The sequence below is a fragment of the Planococcus ruber genome (genome assembly GCF_022819085.1).
Taxonomy (GTDB): domain Bacteria; phylum Bacillota; class Bacilli; order Bacillales_A; family Planococcaceae; genus Planococcus; species Planococcus ruber.
The window spans coordinates 664,034-686,916 of record NZ_JALHAG010000001.1 but is presented as its reverse complement, the minus strand read 5'-3'; the positions used below and the strand labels follow the sequence as shown (position 1 = coordinate 686,916).

24 protein-coding genes and 1 riboswitch are annotated in these 22,883 nt (G+C 45.7%); of the genes, 3 read left to right on the top strand and 21 right to left on the bottom strand.

Annotated elements, in window-relative coordinates; translation table 11 throughout:
• Positions 1-81: 81 nt before the first annotated feature.
• The 8 genes from MTR82_RS03465 to MTR82_RS03430 form a co-directional block, all read right to left on the bottom strand.
• Positions 82-567 (bottom strand): TRAP transporter small permease, encoded by a 486-nt coding sequence (locus MTR82_RS03465; RefSeq protein WP_235199339.1) that lies wholly within the window; start codon positions 565-567, stop codon positions 82-84.
• A 7-nt stretch (positions 568-574) separates the two neighbouring features.
• Positions 575-1,576 (bottom strand): C4-dicarboxylate TRAP transporter substrate-binding protein, encoded by a 1,002-nt coding sequence (locus MTR82_RS03460; protein ID WP_052649796.1) that lies wholly within the window; start codon positions 1,574-1,576, stop codon positions 575-577.
• Positions 1,577-1,657: 81 nt separating this feature from the next.
• Positions 1,658-2,347, bottom strand: a complete 690-nt coding sequence (locus tag MTR82_RS03455) for a GntR family transcriptional regulator (RefSeq protein ID WP_309296769.1) — start codon at positions 2,345-2,347, stop codon at positions 1,658-1,660.
• A gap of 169 nt (positions 2,348-2,516) precedes the next feature.
• The gene (locus MTR82_RS03450; RefSeq protein ID WP_246807738.1) at positions 2,517-2,993 is read right to left on the bottom strand and encodes a flavodoxin domain-containing protein; all 477 of its coding nucleotides are present in this window, start codon (positions 2,991-2,993) and stop codon (positions 2,517-2,519) included.
• Positions 2,974-4,020: a ribonucleotide-diphosphate reductase subunit beta gene (locus MTR82_RS03445; protein ID WP_235197610.1), complete on the bottom strand. Its 1,047-nt coding sequence runs from the start codon at positions 4,018-4,020 to the stop codon at positions 2,974-2,976. Before MTR82_RS03445 ends, MTR82_RS03450 begins: the two co-directional genes overlap by 20 nt.
• Before the next feature lie 12 nt (positions 4,021-4,032).
• Entirely contained in the window at positions 4,033-6,315 is a 2,283-nt protein-coding gene (locus MTR82_RS03440; RefSeq protein WP_246807737.1) for a ribonucleoside-diphosphate reductase subunit alpha, read from the bottom strand.
• A gap of 1 nt (position 6,316) precedes the next feature.
• Positions 6,317-6,802, bottom strand: coding sequence for an acyl-CoA thioesterase (locus MTR82_RS03435; protein ID WP_246807736.1), 486 nt, complete (start codon positions 6,800-6,802; stop codon positions 6,317-6,319).
• Between the two features lie 156 nt (positions 6,803-6,958).
• A riboswitch (cobalamin riboswitch) is annotated at positions 6,959-7,136 on the bottom strand.
• Positions 7,137-7,217: 81 nt separating this feature from the next.
• The gene (locus tag MTR82_RS03430; protein WP_246807734.1) at positions 7,218-8,042 is read right to left on the bottom strand and encodes an undecaprenyl-diphosphate phosphatase; all 825 of its coding nucleotides are present in this window, start codon (positions 8,040-8,042) and stop codon (positions 7,218-7,220) included.
• Positions 8,043-8,473: 431 nt separating this feature from the next.
• Here MTR82_RS03430 and MTR82_RS03425 point away from each other — a divergent pair, with 431 nt between their 5' ends.
• Entirely contained in the window at positions 8,474-9,781 is a 1,308-nt protein-coding gene (locus tag MTR82_RS03425; RefSeq protein ID WP_246807732.1) for an MFS transporter, read from the top strand.
• Between the two features lie 28 nt (positions 9,782-9,809).
• Here MTR82_RS03425 and MTR82_RS03420 read toward each other — a convergent pair whose 3' ends face one another.
• The 12 genes from MTR82_RS03420 to MTR82_RS03365 all read right to left on the bottom strand — a co-directional run bounded on the left by MTR82_RS03420 (position 9,810) and on the right by MTR82_RS03365 (position 19,566).
• On the bottom strand, positions 9,810-10,550 hold the full coding sequence (locus MTR82_RS03420) for a class I SAM-dependent methyltransferase (protein WP_246807730.1): 741 nt from the start codon (positions 10,548-10,550) through the stop codon (positions 9,810-9,812).
• On the bottom strand, positions 10,547-11,134 hold the full coding sequence (locus MTR82_RS03415; RefSeq protein ID WP_246807729.1) for a cysteine hydrolase family protein: 588 nt from the start codon (positions 11,132-11,134) through the stop codon (positions 10,547-10,549). Before MTR82_RS03415 ends, MTR82_RS03420 begins: the two co-directional genes overlap by 4 nt.
• A 120-nt stretch (positions 11,135-11,254) precedes the next feature.
• Complete coding sequence (locus MTR82_RS03410; RefSeq protein WP_246807728.1) at positions 11,255-11,731, bottom strand: glutathione peroxidase; 477 nt, start codon at positions 11,729-11,731, stop codon at positions 11,255-11,257.
• Between the two features lie 30 nt (positions 11,732-11,761).
• A complete protein-coding gene (locus MTR82_RS03405; RefSeq protein ID WP_246807727.1) occupies positions 11,762-12,199 on the bottom strand; it encodes a MarR family winged helix-turn-helix transcriptional regulator in 438 nt (145 codons plus the stop codon).
• A 44-nt stretch (positions 12,200-12,243) separates the two neighbouring features.
• Complete coding sequence (locus MTR82_RS03400) at positions 12,244-12,663, bottom strand: organic hydroperoxide resistance protein (RefSeq protein ID WP_052649778.1); 420 nt, start codon at positions 12,661-12,663, stop codon at positions 12,244-12,246.
• Positions 12,664-12,804: 141 nt separating this feature from the next.
• Positions 12,805-12,996, bottom strand: coding sequence for a DUF3934 domain-containing protein (locus tag MTR82_RS03395; RefSeq protein WP_052649776.1), 192 nt, complete (start codon positions 12,994-12,996; stop codon positions 12,805-12,807).
• A 91-nt stretch (positions 12,997-13,087) separates the two neighbouring features.
• Entirely contained in the window at positions 13,088-15,376 is a 2,289-nt protein-coding gene (locus MTR82_RS03390; protein WP_246807726.1) for a bifunctional diguanylate cyclase/phosphodiesterase, read from the bottom strand.
• A gap of 363 nt (positions 15,377-15,739) precedes the next feature.
• Positions 15,740-17,392 (bottom strand): b(o/a)3-type cytochrome-c oxidase subunit 1, encoded by a 1,653-nt coding sequence (locus MTR82_RS03385; RefSeq protein WP_246807725.1) that lies wholly within the window; start codon positions 17,390-17,392, stop codon positions 15,740-15,742.
• Positions 17,393-17,394: 2 nt separating this feature from the next.
• Positions 17,395-17,862 (bottom strand): cytochrome c oxidase subunit II, encoded by a 468-nt coding sequence (locus MTR82_RS03380; protein ID WP_052649771.1) that lies wholly within the window; start codon positions 17,860-17,862, stop codon positions 17,395-17,397.
• Positions 17,863-17,892: 30 nt separating this feature from the next.
• On the bottom strand, positions 17,893-18,015 hold the full coding sequence (locus tag MTR82_RS03375) for a hypothetical protein (RefSeq protein WP_052649770.1): 123 nt from the start codon (positions 18,013-18,015) through the stop codon (positions 17,893-17,895).
• Between the two features lie 172 nt (positions 18,016-18,187).
• Positions 18,188-18,856: a Crp/Fnr family transcriptional regulator gene (locus tag MTR82_RS03370; RefSeq protein ID WP_246808554.1), complete on the bottom strand. Its 669-nt coding sequence runs from the start codon at positions 18,854-18,856 to the stop codon at positions 18,188-18,190.
• 152 nt (positions 18,857-19,008) lie between these two features.
• Positions 19,009-19,566, bottom strand: coding sequence for a methyltransferase family protein (locus MTR82_RS03365; RefSeq protein ID WP_246807724.1), 558 nt, complete (start codon positions 19,564-19,566; stop codon positions 19,009-19,011).
• A 197-nt stretch (positions 19,567-19,763) separates the two neighbouring features.
• Between MTR82_RS03365 and MTR82_RS03360 the strand changes: the two genes are divergently transcribed.
• The gene (locus tag MTR82_RS03360) at positions 19,764-20,225 is read left to right on the top strand and encodes a universal stress protein (protein WP_052649766.1); all 462 of its coding nucleotides are present in this window, start codon (positions 19,764-19,766) and stop codon (positions 20,223-20,225) included.
• Between the two features lie 254 nt (positions 20,226-20,479).
• The gene (locus MTR82_RS03355; protein WP_246807723.1) at positions 20,480-21,799 is read left to right on the top strand and encodes a murein hydrolase activator EnvC family protein; all 1,320 of its coding nucleotides are present in this window, start codon (positions 20,480-20,482) and stop codon (positions 21,797-21,799) included.
• Between the two features lie 41 nt (positions 21,800-21,840).
• On the opposite strand, the gene panB is transcribed toward MTR82_RS03355, so the two are convergent.
• On the bottom strand, positions 21,841-22,677 hold the full coding sequence (gene panB / locus MTR82_RS03350) for a 3-methyl-2-oxobutanoate hydroxymethyltransferase (protein WP_246807722.1): 837 nt from the start codon (positions 22,675-22,677) through the stop codon (positions 21,841-21,843).
• Between the last annotated feature and the right edge of the window lie 206 nt (positions 22,678-22,883).

Sequence of the window (22,883 nt, the reverse complement as noted above, 5' to 3'; positions counted from 1 at the left end):
CGAAGAAAAGCCATCGGCCGAATTGAATTCGGCCAATAACTTCAAAGCAGTTTAGCGGACTACTCGTAACGTTTATTCCATTTATACAGATGTTGTTTTTAAAACGTTGATTTTCTGTGCCACTTTAAAAATCAGGGTGATCAACATTAAGATGCTTCCAATCGGCACAGCCATTGTGATAAACGAATAACTTAGTGGAAGGTTACTGATTAAGCGCACTGAGTTTTCGATGCTTAACTGGATTCCAAAATTGATCAAGAAAACCAGGAAGGCCATGATCAATACGTTAATAATGATTTCTAGCACGGCCTTTGTTTTCGGCTTCAGCTTTTTAACGAAAAAATCCACTCCAATGTGGCGGTCTTCCCGGAGACAGCGATTGGCACCTAAAAAAATGACCCAAACAAATAAGAATTGAGCAAACTCCACAGACCAAGAGAGGGGGAATCCCACCCATCTCATGACTGAGGCGATAAAGACAAACGCTACAACACCGATCATCAATAAATTAGTAATAAAATTCTCGAATTTTGCATAGCCGCCAGCTACTTTTTTTATCATTTTCATCACTCACTTATTTTCCTAGGATTTTATTGATCTCTTCACGAAGTTCTGTGTAACCGTCGAATTTTTCATAAACTGTATTGGTTGCTTCCTTAAATGGCTCGATGTCCACTTCATTGACTTCCACGCCTGCGTCAATCATCTTCTGCTCGAATTCATCAAGCATGCCGATCGTATTTTCTGAAGCTTCTTCTCCCGCTTTGAACGATTCTTCAATGACGATGTCCTGATATTCTTCCGGCAGGCCATTCATCCAGTCAGCCCCTGCTACAATGCCCGTCAGCAATTGGAAGTGGCTCGTTTTCGTGATGTATTTAACGACTTCTTGAAGATTCGCCCCGTAAGTGGCCGGATGCTGGGCTTCTGCTCCATCAATTACTCCTTGTTGAATCCCTGGATAAACTTCTGAGAACGCCATGCCTGAAGGGCTTGCTCCCATTGCAGAAATGGTTTCTGTCCAGATTTCAGCTCCCGGTGTACGCAATTTCAAGCCTTTAAGGTCTGCCGGCTTTTCAATTTTCTTATTCGTCAACAGGTGGCGGTCGCCTTGGTACCAGTTGAACGAAAGCACTTTCAGGTTATGGTTTTGTGCAAGCTCTTCTTCCCAGCCTTTGAATAGATCCGATTGGACAATTTTGCTCGCTTCATCGTAGCTGTCCGCTACGTAAGGAGCAGCCAAAATACCCATTTCAGGCTCCATTTCAGCAAGACGCCCAGCATCTACGATAACTGCCACGTTCGTGCCCACTTTTGCTTGTTCCAGGATATCTTTGTCATCCCCAAGCGAACCGTTGCCGAAAATTTCGATATTCACTTTATCGTCCGTCTTTTCAGCTACGCTATCTTTCCACTCCACCAATCCTTCATAAATCGGATCTGTTTCAGCTAAAGCGGTCCCGACTTTCAGTGTATAGACTTTGTCGTCCCCTTCGGCAGCGCTTTCACCGCCGCAAGCCCCTAGTAATAAAGCTGAAGAAATCATTAATGCTGACATAATACTGCGTTTTTTCATCCGTAAATCCCCCTTGGTTTTATTGGATAGCAAAATTTTTAAATCCGTTTATTTAAAGCGCTTACATTTGGTCCCAAAAGCTTATTGCTTAAAATATTGCTGGTATTCGCTTTTCAGTTTTTCCTGCTCGAAAAGAAGCTTTTTCAAATGTTCCTCCATGGCTTTTTCTCCCAGGTCGGCATTTTTCTCTTTAATGGCAGTAAAGATCTTTTCATGCTGCGATAGAATCAATTCCCAATTATAGTTGGCTGCCAGGCTCAACATCCGAATCCGGTTCAAGTGGGCGTTCATCTGTTGGATCAAAGCCCAAATCCGCTCTTTTCCGCTTCCTTCGGCAATGATTTTATGAAATTCTTCATCCAGTTCAAAAAGCCGGGTAAAGTTTTTTTCAGCCACGCATTTCTTTTGCAATTGCAGGTTGGCTTCCAAGTCCTTCAACTTTTCTTCCGGGAAATCTTCACAGGCCACTCGTACAGTAGCTCTTTCCAAATGTTCTCTAATAAAGCGTGCTTCTTCGACATGATATAAATCGATTAAGGCGATTTTCGTGCCGCGCTGCGGGAAAACTTCCAATAATTCTTCCTGCGCTAATTTAACAAATGCTTCCCGAACTGGCGTCCTGCTAACTTGCAGCAAATCCGAAATTTCTTTTTCAGAAATTTGTTGGCCAGGTTCGATAGCCAATGAAATGATATTTTCTCTCAATATTTCATAAACGTAGTCTTTAGTAGAAAAACTTTTGATTTTCTTAGTTGAATCGATGTTCAGCACTTAATCCCTCCTTTGCTTGGATTTCATGTTACCACATTAGCATACTTGTATGGTAGTATTTTTTCAAATTATTTTTCAATTCAGTTTCAATGACTTTTCCGATAATTTCACTCAGATCAACTAAAAACAGATCCCTTAAATTTAAGGGATCTGTTCTCATATTACATTCTCATGTATTTTCTGTTTTTAATTCTATATGCTTTTTCAATGCACTTTCAATGAATTTTTCACAGCGGATTTTATCTATTTCTTGCGGCTGCAACTCGATTTTCAAGGTAGCCGCTAAAGCGGTCTGGACAAATAGCATATCCCGAAACCGGTTTACAGCTCCGCAGAATTCTGCGAAAAAACTGTCGCCGGTGCCAAAAACTGCCGTTACGAGATGCTTCCGCTCCAAGGTTTCAAAGGCATGGAACAAGCTGTACAGCTCTTTTGGAATCTCGCCGTTTCCCCAAGTATAGGTGCCTACTAAGACAATATCGCAACGTAAGAGTTCAGATAAAGGGAAATCGTTGATGGCCCAAAGCTCCGTTTCTAAACCATTCGCCTGGCAGATTTCCGCGAGCATTTCTGCGCCTGCTTTTGTATTGCCGGTAATGGACGCATAGACAATGGCGATTTTCGGCTTATAATTCGTCGAATCCATTGGACTGCGACACTTTCGAGTAAGTCCGGGATTTTTGTTCAAAAAAGTCGGATTTCGTGTCATTCATCATGTCATCACCGAATACTTGTATCCACGGCATCGGATTGCTGCGTTCTTCGTAAAGATTATCGAGCCCGAGCTGCCGCAGGCGCTTGTTCGCCAAATATTCCACGTAGCCCTCGAACTCCTGAAGGTCGAGCCCTTCAATGCCTTCTAGAATATAGTGAGCCCATTCCTTTTCCAGCTGAACCGCTTTGTCGATTGCTTCATAGACATAAGCAATATTTTCATCTGTGTTCAATTCCGGGTTTTCCGTCAACAGGATCCGGATGAATTGGGCGATGAAATAAGCATGCTGCATTTCATCGCGTTGGATATAACTGATCATCGTACTGGTTTTCAGCATTTTCTGCTGGCGCGCCAAATGATAGAAGAAAGCAAAGCCTGCGTAGAAATAAATCCCTTCCAAGTTAATGGAGTTGACGCTTAGCTTGAAGAGGTTCTGAGCAGTTGGATTTTGCCGGAATTCCTCGTATGCATCCAAGATCAGCTCATTGCGCTTGCGGACGATCGGATCGCTTTTGGCTTGATTGAAGCGTTCATTTTGTTCGCTCACTGCCACCAATGAGCTGAGGATATAGGAATATGATTCCGTATGGACTGCTTCCTGTTGGGCAATAACAGCGAATATCGCTTTAAAGCTCGAGTCGGTCACGTAGTCCATCACCTGGCTCATCGTCGGCGTCTGCAGGCTGTCGAGTGATGCTAATTGGGTATTCAACCGCAAGAATACATCCTGTTCGGTTGCAGTTAAGCTATCCCATTGTTTGATGTCATCCTGCATATTGATTTCCTGGGCTTTCCAGAAATTCGATAGCAGCGTCTGGTAAAGATCATACATTTGCGGGTAGGCAATATCGTTCCAATTCAATAAACCGGAAGATTGGCCATTCAGGATACCTGTCGATTTATTCGGATGTTCCGGATTAAGCAGCTTAATTTTGGATAAAGGTGCATGTATGGACATATTCGTTCCTCCTTAGCTTTGGCAAGCTTCGCATTCTTCAATTTCCGCCTGCGATGTGCTGCGTACATAATAAGTCGTTTTTAACCCCTGTGCCCAAGCTTCGACATGCATTTCCAGCAAATCTTTTGCTTTGATCGTATGCGGAACGTATAAATTGAAACTAATGCCTTGGTCGATATGGCGCTGGCGTGCCGCGTTTTGGCGGATGCTCCATTTCTGGTCCAGGACATGGCGGGCACGGCGGTAGTAATCGTACGTATTGTGGTTCAAGTCAGGTGCTGTCACTTTGAATTTGAAGTTTTTCTTTTCCTCTGCATACTCGACTGCGTACAATGGATCGATGCCGTCCGTTGAACCGCCGATTTTTGCTGTTGACGAGTTCGGCGCGACTGCCATCATCCAGCCGTTGCGAACGCCGTTCTCAGTGATTTCTTTTTGCAGACCGGTCCAGCGGCCGCTTGTGTATTGTTTGCGTTTAAAATACTCCCCTGTCTGCCATTCCGAGCCGCTGAACTCGCGGTAAGCACCTTTCTCCTTGGCAAGTTCCATAGAAGAGCGGATCGTATGGTAGGCAATTTCTTCATATAACTTATCAGCGAACTTTACAGCTTCTTCTGATTCCCAGTGGATGCCTTCAAGTGCGAGCAAATGGTGCCATCCGAAAGTTCCTAATCCAACAGCCCGGAATTTTTTATTCGTCGCATCCGCCTGCCCGACAGAAATCGTATTCAAGTCGATGACATTATCGAGCATGCGCATCTGAATCGGAATGAGACGCTCCAGCACTTCCGCTTTTACGGCGCGCGGCAAGTTGATCGACGACAAGTTGCAGACCACGAAATCGCCTGGCTTGCGGATCATGACCAGGTTGCCGTCTTCGTCGGTATACTCTTTCGTAATGGTGGTTGCCGACATGTTTTGCGCAATTTCTGTACATAAATTGCTGCAGTAAATCGATGTGCGCCCTTTTCCGCGCAAATGCTTATTCGGATTTTGCCGGTTCACTTCGTCGCGGTAGAACATATACGGTGTGCCGGTTTCGAGCTGCGATACCATAATGCGCGCCATAATATCCATCGCCCGGTAAGTTTTTCGCGGCAATAGCGGATTCGCTGCCGCTTCCTCATATTTTTCCGTAAAATGCTTTACATCGATTTCATCATAGAAATCCTCAAGTCCAAGTGCCTTCCCGTGTTCATCTTTCCAGCCCATAACGCTTTTAACTTGATGTGGACAGAAGGTATGCCATTCGCCGATGCTCCGGCCGTTGTCATCTTTTTCGTTCAGCTTTTCCATAAATAGGTCCGGTATCGAAACTCCCGTGAAAATGTCATGCGCTTTTCGGCGCTCATCGCCGTTGTTCGTTTTCAAATCCAAAAAGCCGTTCATAATATCTTTATGGAAAACATCGAGATACACCGCGACTGCTCCTTGGCGCTGGCCGAGCTGGTCCACGCTGACCGCCGTGTCATTGAGCAGGCGGATCCACGGAATGACCCCGGATGAATTGCCTTTGAATTTTTTGATGTCAGAGCCAAGCGCCCGGACTTTGCCGTAGTAAATGCCAATGCCGCCCCCGTCTTTGCTTAGGCGGGCAATATCCCAGTTATTTAAGTAAATGCCATCGAGCGAATCGTCCACCGTGTCGATAAAGCAGGAAGACAGCTGCCCGAAGCTCTTGCCGGCATTGGACAAGGTCGGTGTTGCCACTGTCATATAAAGGTTGCTCATCGCCCAATAAGCTTCTTTTACCAGATCTAGCCGTTTTTCCTGCGGTTCATTTTGCATCAAAGTCATCGCGATGACCAAGAAGCGCTCCTGCGGCAATTCGTGGATATTTCCTTCATAATCCTTCGCCACATAGCGGTCTGCCAATAAAAACAGGCCGATATAATTGAACAGCAAGTCCCGCTCAGCATCGATTTCCTTGCCCAGCTCCTTGATTTCTTCCTCGGAATAACTTTCCATCAAGTCGCTCGAATAGATGCCGACTTCACTTAAATTCTTCACCAACTTATAAAAGTCGCCGTATTTATCTTGTGCCGGATAGTTCCGGTTCTTTGCAGCTTTTTCATACAATTCTTCTAAATACAGTTCAGCCGCTACAAATGTCCAATCCGGTTCTGCCATGGAAATCCGGTTGAGTGCATATATAAGCGATTGTTCGGCTTTCGCTTCATGTCCAACTGTTTCCAGTTTCGCGAGAAGAGGTGCAACATCCAAGTTATAAATTTTTTCCGCCCGGTGGATGGCTTTTTCAACTGTGTCTTTTTCCGAATAAACGATGGGATTCATCTCAAACCAGCTCCTTTGCAAATTCATTGATTTTCATGCGCTGCTGCTTCCGATCTTGTGCGCTTTTGAATAATTGTTTTTCTTTTTCGCTCTCCGGCACCACTGCCGGCACCGGCGTCGGTTTACCTTTATCATCCACAGCCACCATCGTCAAAATCGCAGTTGTCGTCAAGGTTTTTTCAGTTGTTTCAATGTTTTGGCATTCCGCTTTTACGTAGACCTCCATCGAAGTCCGGCCTGTGGAAATTACAACCCCTTCCAAAAGAAGGACATTTCCGACTGTAGCGGAAGATAAAAAGTTGACCGTATCGATCGAAGCGGTCACTACTGCTTTTCCGCTATGTTTCATGGCGGTAATTGCCGCAATTTCATCAATATAGGCCAGTACCGTTCCGCCGAATATCGTTCCCATATGATTTGTGTCGGGCGGCAGCACGAGTCTTGTTTGCACTGTCCGTGAAATGCTTGCCGAAATCTGTTTTTCCAATGCAGCTCAATCCTCCATTACTTGTTTTAAAGACAAAAAACCCGCCTTCTCTGAGAGAAGACGGGTATATAAACGCAAATAATCCAACGGAAAACAGCAGAAATCCACTGTTCCTTGCAGAGTACCTTCGTTATACCTCCCAGCTCCCGGAGAAGATCATAAACTTTTAACGAGGCAGGTCTCCTGGCTTGTGCTTCCACCTACACTACGGCCTTCCCATCCATTGGACAGTGGTTCTCCATAGTTCGTCAGCACTTACAGTTGCGGGTACAGCTCCGGTTTTCACGGATTCCCTATTAAGCCTTTTCAGGCACCATCATTATTGGCGACACTATATATAGTGTTTCTGCATATTATAAAACACTAATTATTGTATTTAATTACTATAATCCAGCTTCATGGATTTTACAAGCACTTACAGGTAAATAACGAAAATCAAGGCCGCAAGTACGATTCGGTAAATTGCAAATGGCACCAATTTGATTTTATCAATCAATTTCAAGAAGAATTTAACAACCACTAAAGCGACCACAAAAGCACTGATGAATCCGACCACAAAGAACGGAAGCGCCTCTACGGTAATGTACTGCCAGTTTTTCAGCAATGACAAGCCGCTTGCCCCGAGCATAATCGGCACTGCCATGATAAAAGTAAAATCAGCTGCTGATTTGTGGCTCATTTTCAACAGAACCCCGCCGGCAATGGTTGAACCGGAGCGGGAGAATCCTGGCCATAAACCAAGACACTGGAAAAGCCCCATGCCAAGCGCTTGCTTGTAAGTCATTTGGTCAACCGTATCAATATGCGGTTTCTTTTTCGTGAAATAATCCGCAATCAGCATGAGCACTGCGCCGAGCACTAAGCCGATAATAACCGTCTCAACCGAAAACAGATATTCGTCGATATAGTCTTCGAAAGCCAAACCGAATACGCCTGCCGGGATTAACCCGACAATTACTTTTGTCAGGCTCAAACGCTGCTTTTTCTCAGCTGTCTTGCTTCTATCTAAACCAAGCAAATCTTTAAAGCGGTCTCTAAAGATGATCACGACCGCTAAAATCGAACCTAACTGAATGACAACTTTAAACGTATTCGCTACAGGTTCACTGAACAGTTCTTTTGAATTCAACCAGATGTCGTCAACGATGATCATATGGCCCGTCGAAGAAACCGGCGCAAACTCTGTTAATCCTTCCACGATCCCCAATACAATTGCTACAAAAAATTCCCATAAACCCATTCTTTTCTTTCTCCTTAACAACCGGCAATAAAGTCCGATTTCCTATATTTTATGTACAGTTCTTCCAAGTCATCGGCAACTAAAAAAATCAGTCTTATTCATTTAACTCGACTCCGGCCTCCAAAGTCAAGCGGCTCGGAATTCCTTCTTCATTTGTTTCATGAACTCCCCGGCGGAAGACGCAGAAACTCTTTTTATCATACACCTTTTTCCTTTTTTTGTTGCGTTTATTCCTTAAAATCCCTATAGAAGCTTAAAGCGTCTGCTTTCATATATTTTTTCGCCATAATTAATTTCAGAATCCTTTTTCTTTTTTCTTTACAGAAAAAAGACTTTTATTAATAAAAAAAGGTGATATGATAATTAATTGTGATTTCAATATATTAATAGCTCTCAAAGAGCAATTACCTATTAAAACATGGAGATGTACAATGAAACAATTTACAGGCTATTCTTTTCATTACGGCTGGGTGATTATCGCGCTTGCTGCGCTGTCCCAGTTTTTTTCAGGTCCCGGACAAACTTATTCCAACTCAATTTTCATTGATTACTATATAGACGAATTCGGCTGGAGCCGTTCAACGGTATCCGGCATCTATTCAGCGGCCACGTTGGCTTCCGGATTTCTGCTGTTCTTTATCGGCCGCCTGATCGACCGCAACGGCTCCCGCAAAATGGCGGTCATCGTCTCTTTGGCACTGGCTGTTGCCTGTCTGTTCAATAGTTTTGTTACCAGCCTTGTGATGCTGTTTATCGGCTTCTTTTTTATCCGGCTATTAGGGCAAGGGTCGATGGCGCTGATTTCCAGTTCCCTGATCCCCCAATGGTTTGTGAAGAAAAGAGGGCGGGCCATCAGCATCGCAGCAATCGGCGGTTTGGTCAGTTCGGCTGCCTTTCCGCTGCTCAACGTCTGGCTAATCGGTTCTTTCGGCTGGCGCGCTTCTTGGCTGATTCTCGGCGCCATTATTATCATTTGCTTTACTCCGCTTGCCTTTTTCCTGATTCAGAACAAACCGGAAGACATGGGTTTGCTGCCCGATAATGGAGACGCTAAAAACCAGCAAAAGATGCAAAACACGACGGAAGAAATCAGCTGGACCGTGAAAGAAGCGGCCAAAACAAAAGCATTCTGGCTTCTGCTTTTCTGTGCGGCCATTCCAGGCATCGTGAATACCGGCCTTACTTTTCACTTAGTTTCGATTTTCCAGGAAAAAGCGCTATCCCTTGAAACAGCAGCCAGCGTTTTGAGCATCACAGCCTTGATCGGTTTGCCTGTGACATTTGTGACGGGCATGCTGCTTGAAAAAGTGAAAGTGCAGTACATGCTCGCCCTGCTGTTTTTCGGAGAAATCGTTTCGCTGCTGCTCCTTCAAAATGCCAGCACTTTAGCAATGGCCATTGTATTTGGACTTGTTTGGGGAGTCAGCATGGGCGTTGAACGCATCGTCATGGCAGTTGTCTGGCCGAATTATTTTGGACGGAAACACATCGGCAGCATCAGCGGCATTTCGATGGCCATGATTGTAGCTGGTTCAGCACTTGGGCCATTGCCTCTCGGTATCGCATATGACCTGTTCGGCGGCTATACGGAAATGCTTTGGGGCATCCTGCTATTTCCGCTGCTCGGCATGTTCGCCGCCTTTATGGCGAGCCCGCCTCGCAAACAAGGGGCAATGGTGGAGGAGCCGGTCAAAGAAGAACTTCTGCAGAAACAAAGAGAGCCTTTACTCCATGAGTAAGGGCTCTTTTTCTGCAGAGATAATCTCCTTATTTCTTAGCAATTATCAGGAATCGCTTTGAATTCGTCCGGATTCCTTTGCCGGTTTGATTTTGCTCGATGAATTCCTGAAGGCGATCGAAATCTCCTTCCTGCTCGCCGAAGCTCGGAATAATTGGCGTATGCAGAAGAAGAAAGAGTAGATCTTCCCGCCGTTCCAAGTATTCCACCGCATCGTATTCACGAATTTCCATTTCTGAAAACCCAGCGGCAGCAAGGTCTCTTTCGTAGGCATCCCGCAATTCGCCGTCGCGCTCGCCAAATGACTGGCCGCGCCCGAATGCATCCTTCAGATTCGCTTTATCCGCCTCACTGACTTGCTGTGTGTAGAACGTCCCGCCTTTTTTCAATACTCGCCATATTTCCTTGGCATTGAACGGAGCGTGTCGGCTTGATAGGCGATCAAATGAACTCTCTCGAAACGGCAGTGTTTCAGATGAGGCTTCCAGAAAGCACACATGAGAAAAATCCGTTTTCGCCAAATTTGCCTTGGCCGTTTCTATCATGGCTTTCGACCGGTCGATTCCAGTTACTGTTGAAAAGGAAGCGGCGATTTCGAGCACTTTCTCCCCGCCTCCTGTTCCGATATCCAATAACCTGTCTGAGCTTTGTGCATTTTCCGCCACCAGCTGATAGAAATCCCATAATCCCCCCTCGGCCCGGCTCCGAAGACGGCTGAAGTCCCAGCCATTCGCCTTTCCGACCGCTTCATAAAATCGCTCTCCGTTCATTCTCCTTCCTCTATTCGAGAAGGCCGCGAGATAAACTCATGCATCAATTCAGCCGTCGTCACCACATGCGCGAACTCCCCGTGCAACGTTGCCAGCGAAACCGAATGGATGGTTTCCGGATCGATCCGTTTTCCGGCCGGATCTTTCAGTTCATAGGCAGCCGTTGCGTCTGAAACAACGTAAGTTGAAAAGCCGAGGTTTCCGCTCATCCTTGCGGTAGTGGAGATGCAGTGAGGTGTAGTCAATCCCACAATCACTACGGTCGTGACACCATTCATGCGCAAAATTTCTTCCAGATTAGTGCCGATAAAGGCGCTGTTCACTTTCTTCGTTATAATCGTTTCCTTGCCGGCTGGCTGCAGCTCCTCTTTGATCTCATAGCTTTCTTTATGGGGATAGAACAGCGATTCCGGGTTGTCAGAGCGATGTTGAACGTGGAGGACCAGCCCCTCATTATTCCGCCAGGCTGCCAGAATCTCCGCCATTTTCGCTTCCGCTTCCGGATTATTTCGCTCTCCCCATGATTCATCGTCAAAAGCTTGCTGCACATCGACCAAAAGCAACGCCGTTTTTTCTTTATCCATCTGAATCTCCCTTTCTCGAAAACACTTGTCTGTATGTATTTCTGTTTTCGAAGTGCAAATTCCTTTGAAAATAAAAAAAGCCTGGAAGGCTGCAGCAGCTTTTCAGGCAAGGAAGGTTGATTATTTCCCCAACACTTTTTTTATGTCTTCTTCAAATGCTTCCGGTTTTTCCTGCGGCGAGTAGCGCGCAATGATATTACCATCTGCATCTACCAGAAACTTGGTGAAATTCCATTTGATGCTTTTTGATAAGAAGCCTTTTGTATTCGAAGTCAGGTATTTAAAAAGCGGATGCGCTTCTTTGCCATTGACTTTTACAATGTCATGCATCGGAAAAGTGACCCCGTAGCTCATGCGGCACGCTTCCTCCGCTTCTTCTGCGCTTCCGAGTTCCTGTTTGAACTGGTCCGAAGGAAAACCAAGAACCACTAGGCCGTCTTCTTTATAAGTTGAATACAGTTTTTCAAGGCTGTCGAATTGATCGCTCAACCCGCATTTTGTCGCCGTATTGACAATCAGCATGGGCTTGCCTTTGTATTCGCTGAGGGAATAGGCATTCCCGTCTGCTTTTGGAACCGTCAAATCATAAATGCTCATTTCACATCACTCCCGTTCTTCGCTTCGCTTTTACAACTCCATTTCACTGAAGAAAGCATTCAATTCCTTTAAATTCTTCATCAGCGCAATGGCATTTACATCCATGAAATTGCAGCTGATCAGCTTCTCGGCCACTGCCTGTTCAATCGGTTCGTGTTCTGCTTTCGCTTTTTCGGTCAGTGAAATAATGTAGGCACGCTTATCTTCTTTTGACTGTTCCTTGTTGAGCCGCCCATGCGCAATCATTCGGCTGATGATCGGATTCAACGTTCCGGTTCCAAGGCCGAGCCGCTCACCGATATCTTTCGTGAGCAGCCGGTCTTCTTCCCAGAGGACAAGCAAAACCAGATACTGCGTGAATGTCAGATTGAACGGTTCGAGGACCCTCGCATACATTTTCGTGAAATTGCTTGAAGCTTTGTAGACTTCAAAGCATAATTGCTGATCCAGTTTCGTCATTCTTTCCATTTCCATCACACCTATCCTATATTTCACCGGCATCCCAGAGCGTTTTACAGGACCACGATCTCTACGTCTATGGAGTCTTTGATCGCTTTTGAATACGGGCAATATTCATGCGCTTTTGCGACGTATTCCTGTTTTTTCTCGTCATCGATGCCGGTAATGTCAACTTCTAATTTGGCAGCCAACTTCACGCCGCCTTTTTCTTTATCGCCAATCAAGTAAATTGTAGCTTTGACTTCGCTTTTTTCGACTTCCACTTTATCTTTTTCTAGTACTAATTCTAAGGCACTGTTAAAGCAAGCGCTATAGCCTGCAGCAAATAATTGTTCAGGATTCGTAGCAGTTGTCGCTTCTCCTCCAAGTGCTTTCGGTTTCGCTACATCCATGAAGAAGATATTGTCTTCCGAATAAACTTCCCCTTGTCTTCCGCCAGTGTTGATGATCGTTGTTTCATAAAGTGCTTTCATCATTCATCCCTCCAATATTTTATATCTTACACGATCTACTTTAAACTGCATCGTGAGCGATGTAAATTTATTTGCTCATGCTTTCATTTCTTTTCCATAAAAAAAAGCCACCCATCATCGGGCAGCTTCAATATGTCGGATTTAGCCGTCGATCCATTCAGGCGGCTCGTTGTTAGCCGATTGGCCAGATTTTGATCCATCGGTTTTCTTATTGGCTTTGCTGGTATACGGCTTAAAGCTTTTCGCTTTGTTGGCGCCGGTTTTCCAGCGGTTCCAGCCTTTTTTCCCGGTCCCTTGGCCTATGCCGCTTTTGGCTTTCGCTTTTTTAGTCATGTTATCACTCCGTTACTTTCTGGGAATCCTCTTATCATAACAGGTTTTGGCCAGTTTCACATCTTTCTCAGAAATATGGGCAGGTACCTTTTTATAATAAAGTCTTTTCCCAAGCCTCCTGCATCTTCTTCAATTCCTCCAAAAGAACGGGCTTACTGAAATAGAAGCCTTGCAAATAAGAGCCGTTTTTTGCCGAGACGAAATCGCGCTGTTCTTCTGTTTCGATGCCTTCTGTTACCAGCTGGATGTTCAAATCATACAAGGTGCTGTAAATTCCTTTCAGCAGAGCTGTATCTTTTTCACTGGCAGGCACTTGGCGCAGGAAGCTGCGGTCGATTTTCACAATATCCACGTCCAATTCCAGAAGATGATACAGCGAAGAAGTCCCGACACCGAAATCATCCAACGCCACTTGGATATTGCGGCGTTTCAACTCGTTGATAAAGTCCACAATCTCTTCGTGCTCCGCTGCGGTATCGCTTTCCGTAATTTCAATCTGAAGCTGATGCGCCGGAAACTCCTGTTCTTCCAGCACTTCGTCAATCAATTCGATCAGCTCTTTCTTGAACCTCAGCTGGGCTTTTGAAACGTTGATGGCCAAAGACAGCGACTGGCCATTTTCCTGGTTCCACTTTTGAAGATCCTTTACCGCATTGCGGATGACCCAATCGCCAATGTCTTTCATCATGCCCGTCTCCTCGGCTAATGGAATAAAACGCAGCGGTGCAATCAGCCCTTCTTTTGGATGATTCCAGCGAATGAGCGCTTCCACCGCCTGGATGCGCTCGCCTTTATTGTCCATGATGGGCTGGTACTCAAGAAAGAATTCGTTATTGGCAATCGCGTCGGCCAAATCATTTTTCAAATTCAATAAGTATTTGTAGAGATGCTTGTCTGTGATGTCTTCATAGAAAACAAAATGGTTCTTGCCGTTCTTTTTCGCCGCGTACATCGCTACATCCGCATATTGCAGCAAATCGTCCAAAGTTCTGGCATTTGACGGGTATAAGCTGACCCCAATGCTTGCTGAAATGCTCGTAGTCACTTTGCCAAGCTTAAAGACTTTATGAACCGCCGCCATCACTTCTGCAATTTCATCGGTTAATTTTGCACGGTCGGCCGTATCCGAAATCAATACAAATTCGTCTCCGCCGATCCGGTAGAGCCGGCTTCCTTTTCGGAGAGACTTTCCGCTTAACCGCCGGCCGATTTGCTTCAGCACTTCATCACCGCTGTTGTGGCCGTATAAATCGTTGATTCGCTTGAAGCCATCCAGATCGAAAAACAGCACAGAAAAAGAAGCCTGCTCTGTTTCGATGCGCTTCAGGAAATCTTTATACAAGCTGAAACGGTTTGGAAGGCCGGTAAGTTGGTCAAAAAAGGCCAGTTTTGATACATCTGCATGGGCTTTTTCCAAACTCGTCAGCATATTTTGGATCGAATTTTCCAGATCGGTGATTTCATCTTCGGCATTTCGTGAATTTTCGACTTCCAAGGATTGGGCTTTGTCGAAATCTACATCTTTCAATTGGACAGAAAGGTGAGAAATCCTCGATAAGACAAGCATATCTATTAAATAATAGACAAGAACAACCAAAATAACGGTAGCGATAGCCAACGCCAGAAAAAGGCCATTCATGCTGCTCGACTTCTGCTGGTAATACTTCCGGTCTTTCTTCAATTCAAGCGTCAAGCCGTCACTAACCGCAATCAAACTGCTCAATGTCTTTTCATCCAGTTCCTGAATTTTCAGATCTCCCGCTTCTTTATTGACTACTTGCACATCCAGTGCCAATGTATTGCGCATCGTATTAAAAAAAGATTCGTCCAGGAAAATACCCGAAGCCAGCCGGCCTGTCGATGGGCCTTGGCCTTCGCTTCCCAGAATTTCATCCACTGCAACCATCACCGATCCAAAACTGGAATCTTCAATGATCACTAGCCCGTTTCCATTTTCAGCTTCTTCGATGATTTCCGGAACCTGCTGCAAGCTGCTAGCCAAATCCAACTCCGAGCCATCTGTTAAGTCGTAGCCATTCGCATAGATGACCTCGCCTTTTGTATTGATGAAAACCATTAAATTAATGGCACTGTTTTCAAATGTTTCTTGAATTAGATTGGAACGAATATATGCTTCGCTGCGATTTTGCATAAAAGTGTAGGAATCGTCCCATACCGCCCAATCGCGGTTAAAACGCTGCAAATCCATCTTTTCCGACTCGATGTAGCTTTCCACACGTTCCCGGTCGGTTTCCAAGGATTCCCCATCCATCAACTTGGCGTCGTTCAATATGACGGGCCGCATGAAAAGGAAGATTAAAATGATAAATGCTGCCATTGTAATGCCGATAAGTCCCGCAGTCTTCATCTTCAGTGTCATATCGTCTCTCCCAAATCTTCATGATGTTTTGAAGCCATTTTTGTGAAAACGGCTTTTCTTTTACTATCGGCAGTTTTTTGATTTTCTTAATGGGAATTAGTGATAAAGAAGAAAAGCCAATAAATTGCCGCGTCTTCTTATCAAGATTTCTGTAATTTTATTGCAGTAATTCATTATAGGCATGAAGTCTTATTGCTGAATAGTCTGTTTTTTCATTTAAACAAAAAAACTGCCTCTCCGATAGGCGGAAAGGCAGTTTTCTTTCTATTCTTCGTCTGTTATGCCTGTTTCAATCAGCATGGCCGTGAAGACGATGAAAATAATCATTAAGGATAATGCGGTGATCAACATTGCGCTCAACTCCTACCAAGTTTTAAATCCTTCCGATCCTGGTGGTGCATGGTGAATCATATGGCTTAATGGGATCGCATAAGCGGCGACAATCAGGAAGACCGCAATGCCGATCCAAATCCACCAGTTCTCCAGCCACTTCGGTGTGCTCTCTTTGTCGCTTTCGGCCATCGGAAATTCAACAATTTCTTCCGGCTTCACAGCTTTTGGCGACAAGAACATCGTCATGACCACAATGTAAATCAGGATCATGGCAGAAAGGAACAGGATGCTTCCGCCGACAGCCATCGTCACATGGTTGGTTAAAATGCCGTCGAACCATTCTAATGCAGATTCGTGTCCGTTATAGCCGGAGTATGCAGTTCGTCTCGGCGCTCCTAGAAGTCCTAGGACGTGCTGGGCTGTCGACATCAAGAGCATGCCGATCGACCAGGTGATGATTTGGACGAATCCGAGAATTTGCATCGACTTCGTAAATTTGCGGCCGGTCAAATACGGAATGAGCCAGAACGTCATCCCCATGAACGTCATCGCGACCGGCGTGCCGACTGTGATGTGGAAATGCCCGACAATCCATAAAGTGTTATGGACGACTTCGTTCAATTGGAAACTGGCATTGATGATTCCGCCGGCACCGCCAGGAATGAAGAACGCCATCGCGATAAAGATTGATGTGAAGCGGACATCCTTCCACGGAAGTTTTTTGAACCAGCCGAATAATCCCGTGCCGCCTTTTTTGCGTCCCGAAATTTCAAACGTAGCGAACATCGAGAAGGCCGTCATCAACGACGGAATGATGACCATGAACGTTAAGACAACCTGCAGGAATTTCCAGAAGTTCGAAATCCCCGGTTCTGTCAATTGGTGGTGGAATCCAACCGGGATGGAAAACAGAATGAATAAGACAAACGATAAGCGGGCCAAAGAATCACTGAACACTTTCACGCCCAATAATTTCGGTACAATTACGTACCAGGCCATATACGCCGGCAGGAGCCAGAAGTAGACCAGCGGATGCCCGAAATACCAGAACAGCGAACGGCTGAGTTCTACATTGATGGTGTCTGTCCACCCGAATGCCCACGGGATGTATTGGAACAATACGGTGGCGACGACTCCCAGACAAGCAATGATCCAAAGGATGATTGTCGTGATCGTCATAAATGCAAATAACGGACTTAATTCGCCTTTATGCGTTTTGCGCCAAACGATATAATGGCCCACGAGTGCAAAACTGCTGATCCACGTGCCGACAATGACCAAAGCCAAGCCGACATAAAACCAGCCGCTGCCTTTTAGCGGTGCATAAAATGTGTAAAGAACGGAAGCTTCTCCGGAAACAATCATTACGGTCGCCATGACGGTGCCAAGCAGCGTCACCCAGAAGCCGATCCAGGAAAACAGGCGGACTTTCGGGCCGAATGCCCCTAAACTTTTGCTCATGCCGGTAATGAAAAAACCGAAAATAAAAAAGGTCGTAAAAATAAGTGCGAGCAGCACGCCGTGTGCTGTTAAAATTTGATAATAATCCAGCCAAGCCGGCAATTGCAGCGCATCATTCCGGATGAACACTTGAAGCAGCCCGCATAAGGTCCCGATCAAGAACGCCGTATACGCAACGCCGATATTCCATAAAGCGATTTTTCGATCTTGTGCAGCAATCATCTTTAATACACCTCTATTTCATTGAACATCATGTGATGCCCTGTACCGCAATATTCGTTGCAGAGAATCAAGTATTTTCCGGGTTTGTCGAATGTGTAAGACTTTGTGGTGATGCGCCCCGGCACGACCATCATATTCACTTTGGTGTTATCGATCGTAAAACTGTGGACCACATCGGTGCTGGTCACTTTGAAGATGATTTCTTTTCCGGCCGGCACTTTAAGATCCGGTGCATTGTAGCCGAATGCCATTGCGACGATTGCCACTTGGTACGTGTCGTCATCCAATTGCGTCACGCCCGGTTTATCGAATGGTGCAGTCTCATTCACTTTTTTCGGGTCGATCGTGTCCATCCCGCCCGCCGGCGTATGGTCCTGCGAAAAGGCACTCACGCCGACGACGCCCAGAAAGACGGCTAATGCGACAATGCCGAAAGTCAGCCAAATTTTTTCGAATTTATGAAGATGCATGTTCCTCTACTCCTTTTCCTTCATCCTTTTTCACCTTGCGACATACATCGAATAGACGATGACCCACATGGCGACAATCACAACGCCTACAAAAAACACACTGATCAAAGTTCCGCGGAGGTCTACGTTCGCGTGATCATCTTTTTTGCTCATTTTCTTTCACCTCTTCTGTCGATCTCTTACTCCTAACGTAAGCCTTTCTGCCTTTGAACATTGTGATATTTCTCACACACTCGCCTCTTTTTGCAGCAGCTGTCGAATTTTAGACAAAAAAGAAGCGATCCCGGATTGCTCCAGGACCGCTTCTTGCTCTTGCATTTAGTTTTTAATCGATTTTGCAAAATGAAATCGGGCAATTTTCGCAATTGATTTCGGTTTTTAAATAGGAAAGATCGTGAATCAGCATTTTGCCGTTCACCATCGAAATGACTTGCTCTTTTTTTAGCTCACTGAGCATCCGGTTAACCACTTCACGGGTCATGCCGCAGAAATTGGCGAGTTCCTGATTGGTCAACGCCAGATCAATCAAAATGCCTTCCGGCTGCCGGACGCCATAGCTATTGCTCAACCGGATTAATGTGGAGTAAAGCGCCCCTTTTTTGCCATGAAGGAGCAGGTCGCGAAATTTCGTCTGGGTCTTTTGCTGATCGATGCCCATCCATTTCATGAACGCCGCTGACAATTTCGGATTTTTCAGCAGCCCTTCCTCCAAATCCTCTATCGCAATTTTTGTGCACACGACGGGTTCGATCGCCCGTGCGTCCAGCATGTATTTGGCGGCTTCTGAAAAGACCGTGATTTCTCCGACAATCTGATCCGGCCCGCAAATTTTCAACGTGAGTTCCCGGCCATCCGGCGTCACTTTCCCGATTTGGACTTTTCCGGACTGGATGATGTAAATCCCTTTGACGTCGTCACCTTCCCGGAAAAGATAACTGTTTCTTGGATAAGACTTCACTATTTTCTTAATTTCCGCATGCAGGTCCATTTCCATTGTGAATTTTTGGGTTGCCGCTGTCCGTTCCAAATTGAGCCCTCATTCCTCAAAAGATTGTGTCGTATATTTCAAGATTATCATATTTTGAGCTTTGAAAAATGTATTTTTCCATTAAAAAACTGCCAAAACGCGGCAGTTATCTCTCTTTATTAATAAATAAATGGCACCAGCCTTGCCCTCTTTTTCATCCATTCGGCATACGCCGGACCGAATTTTTCGATCAACAGCTCCTCTTCGTAGCTGATGCGTTTCAGTAACGTCCAGATGACAAGAGCTCCTCCTAAAATTGCCGCGATCAGGCTTGTGCAAAATAAGGCCATGCCGATGCCAATTAATAGCAGCGCCGTGTAGAGCGGATGCCGCAGCATCCGGTATGGGCCGGAACTGACGATTTCGTCGCCTTCCCGGACCGTGACATGCCGGGTAAATTGGCTTTTCAAATGGAGGATTCCCCAAAATCTTAAGAATACACCCAAAGCAAACAGCACTAAACCAGTCCCGCGCATGAATCGGCCGATTTCTGTGCCGGTTCCGATTTCCTGCAGCAGCAGAGCCGCAGCAATCGTAGCTCCAAGTGCAGCAAGAATATAATAAAAAGATTTTTTTTCATATGGATCGCCTTCCCCGACGCCCCGATTTCGGAAGAAAATGAATTCTCCGATCCATATCACACTAATTCCAATGAACATCCACTCTGCCACTGCCATCCGCTTCACCCAAACCTTCAGTTTCTCTTATAGTCAATATATAGAACATTCCCATTCAAAACAAATTTCCCACCTTTTTTCTTTGAGCCAAACAACTTTTCACTTTATTGACATACTTTACTGTAAGAATAATGAAATAAAAAAGGAATTTACAGCATAGGTGTGGAAAAAGAACTGTATAGACAGGAGGAATTCAAATGCCCATAGAATATCAAAATATTTTAGTTGCGGTAGACGGTTCGAATGAAGCCGACCTTGCCTTCAAAAAATCGATCGGGATTGCTGCCCGCAATAACTCCGCTTTGTATCTTGTCCATATTATCGACAACCAATCTTTTGGCTCCGTTGAAGCATACAGCCAGGCAATTGCAAAAGATGCAATGGCCAGTTCCGAGAAACTAATGGCCAGCTACAAGGAAGCGGCCATTTCCGCTGGCGCTGAAAACGTCCACGTTGTGATTGAGTACGGTTCGCCTAAAAAGCTGATTCCCGTTGACCTGGTCAAGAAATACCACATCGACTTGATTATTTGCGGGGCTACCGGCTTGAATGCAGCAGAACGCATCTTCCTCGGAAGCGTATCCGAACGGATCATCCGTTCTGCCCATTGTGATGTGCTTGTCGTTCGCACTGAGGAACCTGAAAGCATCGAAGCATAACATACTGAATCAGAAAGATGTTAAACCTCTTCCTTTATTGTTTTTAAAGGAAGGGGTTTTCCGCTTTTCTGAGCCTTAAGACTCTGCCAATGAAATATAGCGATATAATTTTGATACAAAACTGTAATAAAAAACTGTTTTTACTCATGTTACAATAGGTGCGCTGCTGTTTTTCAGCAATTTTCATGAACTGAATTTATTGATAAAGCACCAACCTATAGAGAGAAACACTTATCCAGGAGGGAAATGAACACATGAAGCAACTATCCAAATGGGCGGGGACTGCTATTGCTGCCGTCTTGTCTTTAACGCTTGTTATGCCGTCAGCGAATGCCGATACGTTAAGCGATTTAGAGAAAAAGCAACAGCAAGCCGATCAAAAGAAAAACGAATTGAATTCCGGAATCCAGCAAAAAGCGAACGAGATTTCAGAAAATCAAACGAAACTGGAAAAGATCATTAGCCAAATTGAAAAGCTGGACCAGCAAATTCAGGAGACTGAAGCGAAAATTGACGGGGTCCAAGCTCAAATCGATCAAACAAAAATTGAAATCGATGAATTGAGAAAATCGATTGAAGAGTTGGAACGGAAAATTGCGGAACGCGACGAATTGTTGAAAGACCGGGCACGCGCCATTCAATTGAGCGGCGGTTCTGTAGACTACATAGATGTTTTGCTTGGAGCGAACAGCTTCATCGATTTTATTGACCGTTTTTCAGCCGTAAATACGCTAATTGAAGCGGACCGCCAAATCATGAAAGAACAAGCGGACGATAAAAAACTGTTGGCGGAACAAAAAGCCGAAGTTGAGAATAAATTAGCGGAACAGGAAAACAAAAAAGCCGAATTGGTCGGATTGAAAAACTCGCTTGATGCAAAAAAGCAAGAACAGGCCGGCCTTGAGAAAGAATTGAAAGCTGAACAAAACCGTTTGGCTAAAGAAAAATCCAATTTAGAGAAGCAACGTGATGAAGCCCTTAACTTAAGCGCCAACTTGGAAAAGAAAATCGCGAAAGAACAAGCCCGTTTAGCTGAAATTGCACGCAAAGCGGAAGCCGAACGCAAGAAAAAAGAAGCAGCGGAACGCAAAGCCGCAGCAGCTAAGGCTGCAGCTGCGAGTGCAAGCTCCGGCTCGAGCTCATCGTACGTGGCGCCGGCTGTAGGCAGCGCGAACTTTATCCAACCGGCTCCAGGAAGATTCACTTCCGGCTTCGGTGGACGCGATATCGGCGCAGGCGCTGAATCGCATCTTGGAATGGACATCGCCAACGTTACCGGAACACCGATTGTAGCAGCAGCGAGCGGCTACGTTACTTACGCCGGCTATATGAACGGCTACGGCAATGTGGTCATCATGACGCATTCCATTAACGGACGGCAATACGCAACGGTATACGGACACATGAGTGCAATCGGCACATCAGTTGGCCAATCCGTTTCGCAAGGACAAAAAGTCGGTGAAGTCGGCAGTACAGGGCGCTCGACTGGCCCTCACCTTCACTTTGAAATCCATATCGGCTCTTGGAACGGCGCCCGCTCAAATGCGGTAAACCCGGCTCCATATATCCGATAATAAAACGAAAGCCCCGCTTGAAATTCAAGCGGGGCTTTTTGTTATTCTTTTCCTCCATATAATTGCTGGAGCTCTTCTTCTTTCATGGTGAAGCGGTGTTCTTCGGCCGGGAAGGCCCCAGATTTCACTTCTTCTACATAAGCCGTCAAACCGTTTTTCATGATTTCCCCGGTTTCTGCATAGGAACGGACGAATTTCGGCAAATGGTGCGAGCCGTATTTCAACGTATCGTGGTAAACGAGCACTTGGCCATCCGTATCGGCACCGGCACCAATGCCGATCACCGGAATCGTAACCGCTGCCGTGACTTCGCGCGCCAATTGGTACGGGATGCACTCCAATACGATCATGCAAGCGCCAGCTGCTTCGCACGCTTTGGCATCTTCGATCAATTTCTGTGCCGCGTCCGCTGTCTTCCCTTGTACTTTATAGCCTCCCAAAACGCCCGCGGTCTGCGGCAGAAGCCCAAGATGGCCGACGACCGGGATTCCGGTGCGCGTCAATGAGCGGATGACGTCGATCACTTCATCAGCACCTTCCAGTTTCAGAGCTTCTGCTCCAGTCTCCTGAAAGATTCGGATAGCATTTTCAAGAGTGCGGTCCAAGCTGCCATGGAATGAACCGAACGGCATGTCGACGACAAGGAAAGTGTCCGGTGCGCCCCGGCGTGCAGCTTTGCCGTGATGGATCATGTCTTCGACTGTCACTTTTACCGTGGAATCATAGCCAAGCACGACCATGCCGAGCGAATCCCCTACTAAGATGACATCGACGCCGGCTTCTTCTGCCAGTTTTGCAGACGGATAATCATACGCCGTCAGCATGGCGATTTTCTCGTTTTCTTTTTTCATCTTGCTGAATGATGCAGTGTTTTTCATTTTTCTCTCCTTCCGGGAGGAAAACCCGACAAAAAAGCCCGTCTAATCCGGAAATGGACAGACGGACAGAAATTTACGTGACTTGGTTTTCTCCGTCCCTGTCATTTTAAGATCAAGGCAGAACTATTCATTTGTTGAAAATGGGTGTTGCAGGTGCAGTTCAACAATGATACCGCCCTTACTCGTACTATAGCAGAAATGGCAAT